Below are 5,547 nucleotides of genomic sequence, written 5' to 3'. Positions count from 1 at the left end.
CCTACGACCGATCGGTTAACAGCCGATTGCTCTACCAACTGAGCTATCGAGGAATAATATAGTGATTATTATAAAGGAACATATCGATAATAGCAAGGGGAAATGTTATAAAAAGTTAAAAATTTTTAGCATATGCTATAACTAAAACACATAATAGACAGAGTTTGAGGAATGATAAAATAATTTGATGAGATAGTCATAAAAATCGATAATTATATATGTTGGTGATAAACCCAGTTATTAAGCGTGTTTTTGTGTATATGAACTCCTTGATAAATAGGGGAGTTAGTAAATTAATTGTATTGAAGATAATCGTTATACATACTCATAATTAAAATCTTTTTATATAAAAATGATAGATAATCTCATTAAAGGAAGCAATATATTTTATGGTTAGAACACATATTGATTGGAAACGAACCATATACAATAATATGATGTGATATTTATTACAGTTATATAGCCTTTTATTAGAGTTAAGCTACTATTTTTAATATTATCAAAGTGCATAAAAAAGGTATAATTAATCATTGAAAATAATTATCAAATCGATAAATTTCATTGAGAAAACTGTATAGGTAAAGCGTTGAAAGGCCTTCGGTAGTGTGCTAGTATGGAGTCATAGAGTTAATCTTAGCTTAACACTTTGAGAATAAATGTATCTCATTGTATTAGAGTTAATATCTAATTATTTTCCTGAGGAGGGATTATCTTGCGCGAGATTCAAGTATCTGAAATCACAAAAACAGTCCGTCAAATGTGTATGGACGCAGCTTACCACTTGCCAAAAGACATCTATGAAGGCTTGAAAAAAGGCCGTGAAACAGAAGAGTCTCCAGTTGGTTGCATCGTTCTCGATCAAATCATCAAAAATGCAGAAATTGCTGATGCTGAAGATCGTCCATACTGCCAAGATACTGGTATGACATTGGTATTCGTAGAAGTAGGTCAAGATGTTCATTTCGTTGGTGGCGATCTTAAAGAAGCTATCAATGAAGGTGTTGCTCAAGGTTATGTAGAAGGTTACCTTCGTAAATCCGTTGTAGCAGAACCATTGTTCAACCGTAAAAACACTCAAAACAACACACCTGCAATCATCTACATCGATATCGTTCCTGGCGATAAAGTAGAAATCAACGTAGAACTTAAAGGTTTCGGTTCTGAAAATAAATCTGACGTAGCTATGTTGGTACCTGCAGATGGCGTTGAAGGCGTTAAAAATGCAGTTCTTGAAATCGTAAAACATGCTGGCCCTAACCCATGCCCTCCAATCGTACTTGGCGTTGGTATTGGTGGTACTATGGACCAAGCAGCTGTTATGTCCAAAAAAGCTTTGCTTCGCGATATTAGCACTCCTCACAAAGATCCTGAGTATGCAAAATTGGAAGAAGAAATTTTGGAAATGGTTAACAAAACTGGTATCGGTCCACAATTGGGCGGCACAACAACTTGTATCGGTGTAAACATCGAATGGGGTGCAACTCATATCGCCGGCCTTCCTGTTGCTGTTACTATTATGTGTCATGCTGCTCGTCATAAACACGTAGTACTTTAATCGGTAGGAGGTAATTACAATGGCTGAAACAATTCGCATTAATACTGAAGAATATAATGAAGAGTTTTCCCGTAAATTAAAAGTTGGTGATAGCGTTCTTATCACTGGCAAAATTTACTCCGCTCGTGACGCTGCTCATAAAGTTATGACAGAAGCTTTAGCACGTGGCGAAAAATTACCAATCGATTGGACTAACAAATTCGTTTACTACTTAGGACCTACACCTGCAAAACCTGGTGACCCAATTGGTTCCGCTGGTCCTACAACTTCTGGTCGTATGGATGCTTACACACCAACAATGCTTGATCAAGGTATCAAAGGCATGATCGGTAAAGGTTCCCGTAAACCAGCAGTAGTTGAATCCATGAAGAAAAATGGTTGCACATACTTCGCAGCAGTTGGTGGCGCTGCAGCATTGATTGCAAAATCCATCAAAAAATACGAAGTACTTGCTTATGGTGAACTTGGTCCAGAAGCTTTGGCTGAATTGACAGTTGAAGATTTCCCTTGCATCGTAGTTGGCGATACTGAAGGTAACAACTTCTACGAACAAGGCCAAAAACCTTACAGAAAAATCTAATATCACCACTGAGTGATTGAAAGAGGCTTGCTTTAGCAAGCCTCTTTTTTGTATTTCAAACTAGTAACATATACAATAGATTAATTTATCATAAGAATTTCACGCATATGTCCTATAGTTTGGTCTATAAAAGACATATAATTTATGATAATATATTTATAGATTTGAATATTAAAAAGGGGCGATATCATGCATTCTATTGAAACAATTAGACAAGAAGTACATACTGCTATGGAAGAACTCTTAACAGTAGCAAAGGTACACGAAGGACAGCTATTTGTAGTGGGATGTTCTACAAGTGAGATTTGTGGTAAAAAGATTGGCACTGATTCTCATGAGGATGTAGCAGCTGTTGTATTTGATGAGATTTATAAAGCCGTTAGCGAACGAGGTTTATATCTTGCTGTACAATGTTGTGAACATTTGAATAGAGCCCTTGTAATGGAACGTGAGGCTATGACTTGGGAAGAGGAATGTAATGTTGTTCCTCAATTGCATGCTGGTGGCGCTATGGCTATGACGGCGTATAACCGCTTTAAGGATCCTGTAATTGTTGAATTTATACAAGCAGATGCGGGAATCGATATAGGAGATACTTTCATTGGTATGCATATGAAACATGTAACGGTTCCTGTACGATTAAGCTTAAAAGAAATTGGGGACGCTCATGTGACAGCTTGTCGTGTTCGCCCTAAAAGTATCGGCGGTATCCGTGCGGTATATAATGACGCATTATTATAAGAGGAGAATGTAATGTCAACGTTTATCCCATATGTCGTATTGGCCGTTGTCGTACTTGGTTTCTTTGGAGTATGCTATGCGGTATTTAATAAAAGTGAAAGTAACAGTGACGCGCATTCTGTAATATCAAAGCCTTCAAAAACATCACGTCCAGGGCGTTTGTATGAACAAGAGAAGGTACATATAACACCTCGGGAAACACATGATGGTGTTGATGTATACGAGGCTCATGTTGATGAACGAACATCTGTTAGTAAGGGTGCTATTCAATTACATAATCCTGTAGAACAACATGATTTTGAGAATTCTGTTACCGCAGAACCTATTGTTACAGAACCTGTTGTTGCAGAACCTATTGATGCAGTGACTGATACAGAAAAAACGATGGAAATTCCTGCTGTTGAATCTTCTACAGAGGATACTATTGCATTAGGCGAGTCTCCTGATGTAATGGACGAAACACGATGCTTTGATGCTGATGCAACGCAGATGTTTGGCAGTGAAAATAGTGAAATTGTAAATCCACAAGGTCCATCTGCATTAGAAGAAACACGCATGTTTAATGCCGATGAAATTAATGAACATTTATCCAACAAAGAAGAGGATGAGCCAGAACCAATTGGTCCATGGGCACAGGCTGCACAAGAGGATAAACGTGTAGCCCTTGCAATTGAACCATTTGCTCATGCTTTCGGTGTCGTTCATGGTGATGCTATGCAATTCGTTGCAGATATTACGCGGGATGCATTAGCCGTTTTGGGCATTACGAAATTAAGCGAAGTCAAATTACTATTGCAAAATATCGTAATTCAAGAAGCATTATTGGCTATGCAAAAAGCCTATGCAGGATCTCCAACGACTTGGATGAAAACAGCTGCGCTAGAAGCCTTTTTCGATGTGGTTCAATCGCCTAAGTCAAGTACACCGTACTTGGTAGCTTTTGATGCATTGCGCGTTTTGCCCCATCTTACATTAGGACACTTTCAAGTGATGGCGTTAACATTATTATTACAATACTCTCGTAATTCTAATAACTATGGACGTATTCATTTCCAACATTATGTGGAAAAATATATCGAACCATTTATTTCGGATTTGCCTCATGACTCATCGTTTTATCGTCAGCTAGATTATTTACGTTGTACTCAGCAAGAACGTGAGTCCGTAACATTGACGCAATTATTGAGTAATTCCTATCCGTTTGTATTTAACTATCGTGGCTTTACAAAGGAAGAGTTATTCCGTGCTACTGATGGCCGCGGCGTAGATCCACGATTTGTGGTGCGCAGCCTAAACTCTAATCTTTATAAATTGGCTGTCGTCGATGAATCCTTGGCACAACGCTTCTTTAGAGAGGCTCGCATCTCTGATCCAATGGTGCAACGTGATCTCATAGCTTTGATGAAGAGTAAACCTACTGCATTTAGAGGGGAAGAGGCTCGTCAAATCATGGACGATATTAGTCCGGTTCTTTCTGATTTGGCTCGCGTCTATGATGAAAGTCCTATGTGTTCTATTTCTCTTACATTGCTTGGTCTCTATTTAGGTCGAGCTCATGTGAAAGCAACCATTGGGGAAGAATTTGATTTATCTCATTGGTTCTAATTCTATACATATATACAATAAACCGCCTAAGGCTATGCCTAGGCGGTTTTGTGTTGCGTGCACGCTGTATTTAATTGTTAAATCCAAATTCTACAATTTGTTGAGGGTCTAATAATGTCACATGGCGGCCATTGATTTCAATGATACCCTCGTCGCGCAATCTTCCAAGCTCACGGCTTAACGCAGTACGTGAAACGTTGAGGGCTTCCGCCATTTGTTCGCGATTATGAGGTAACACCAGTTTTTCACTGTGTTGCATCGTGTATATATCTGTAAGATATGCGTAAATTTTTTCACGCATGCCCTTTAATGTTAAATAATGAACTTTTTTGGTAAGAAGCAATGCTTTTTCCGATAAATCCTCTAATAGATTAGAAAGGATTTTGGTTTGGCATTGATGGCAATCCGGTAATGTTTCGATAAATGTTTCGAGTGGTATAAACATAATTTTTGTTGGCTTTAATGCTTTTATGGTGGCTGGCCAAAGTGGATGCTTACTAAATAGCAAGGCTTCCCCAAAAATAGAGGATGCCTCTAAATTGGCCATGATAACTCGTTGGCCTAGCACATTTTCACGCGTAAGAAGAGCACTGCCTTCCAAGATAACGCCAATTCCTTCCATAGGATCTCCTGAAATAGCGATAAAGTCGTTCTTTTTGTAATTCTTTATAATTACTTTTGCATTATGTAAGTAGCTCGTTAATTCTGGTATACCCAATGTATTGAATAGGGGGCAAGCTGTTAAGACTGGTAAGTATTGTTTGATAATGTCATCGGATAGAACTTGTTTAATCATGTGTGCCTCCTAATATAGTATATAGCTATTTTAACTCGAATTATACATCGTATGGTGTGATGCTTTTTATAGGTAATTTGTAATGAGTATTGTAAAATAATTATATATGCTCTTGTGAGCAGCCTGTTCCAAAAGAAGAGTCAGGAAATTTTTGAAAAAGTTTTTTTATTGTTGCTCAAGCTACAGAAATTGTATCACCTTTACGTTATACTTTCAATGTAATCAATCAGACACCTGATAATTCATCAGTGTAATGTATAGGTTTTATAT

The 5,547-nt window shown here is 37.8% G+C and carries 5 protein-coding genes; 4 read left to right on the top strand and 1 reads right to left on the bottom strand.

Going from position 1 to position 5,547, the window contains the following annotated elements; translation table 11 throughout:
* Nucleotides 1-712 precede the first annotated feature (712 nt).
* The 4 genes from RYP29_RS08015 to RYP29_RS08000 all read left to right on the top strand — a co-directional run bounded on the left by RYP29_RS08015 (nt 713) and on the right by RYP29_RS08000 (nt 4,481).
* The gene (locus tag RYP29_RS08015) at nt 713-1,555 is read left to right on the top strand and encodes a fumarate hydratase (RefSeq protein WP_009660830.1); all 843 of its coding nucleotides are present in this window, start codon (nt 713-715) and stop codon (nt 1,553-1,555) included.
* Nucleotides 1,556-1,574: 19 nt separating this feature from the next.
* Entirely contained in the window at nt 1,575-2,135 is a 561-nt protein-coding gene (locus RYP29_RS08010; protein ID WP_005385442.1) for a Fe-S-containing hydro-lyase, read from the top strand.
* Nucleotides 2,136-2,324: 189 nt separating this feature from the next.
* A complete protein-coding gene (locus RYP29_RS08005) occupies nt 2,325-2,876 on the top strand; it encodes a TIGR01440 family protein (RefSeq protein WP_311532992.1) in 552 nt (183 codons plus the stop codon).
* Nucleotides 2,877-2,888: 12 nt separating this feature from the next.
* A complete protein-coding gene (locus RYP29_RS08000) occupies nt 2,889-4,481 on the top strand; it encodes an LPO_1073/Vpar_1526 family protein (protein ID WP_311532990.1) in 1,593 nt (530 codons plus the stop codon).
* A 70-nt stretch (nt 4,482-4,551) separates the two neighbouring features.
* Here RYP29_RS08000 and RYP29_RS07995 read toward each other — a convergent pair whose 3' ends face one another.
* Entirely contained in the window at nt 4,552-5,277 is a 726-nt protein-coding gene (locus RYP29_RS07995; RefSeq protein ID WP_311532989.1) for a Crp/Fnr family transcriptional regulator, read from the bottom strand.
* Nucleotides 5,278-5,547 lie beyond the last annotated feature (270 nt).

Source organism: uncultured Veillonella sp. (assembly GCF_963534045.1).
GTDB lineage: Bacteria > Bacillota > Negativicutes > Veillonellales > Veillonellaceae > Veillonella.
This window is presented reverse-complemented; position numbering and strand designations above follow the sequence as displayed.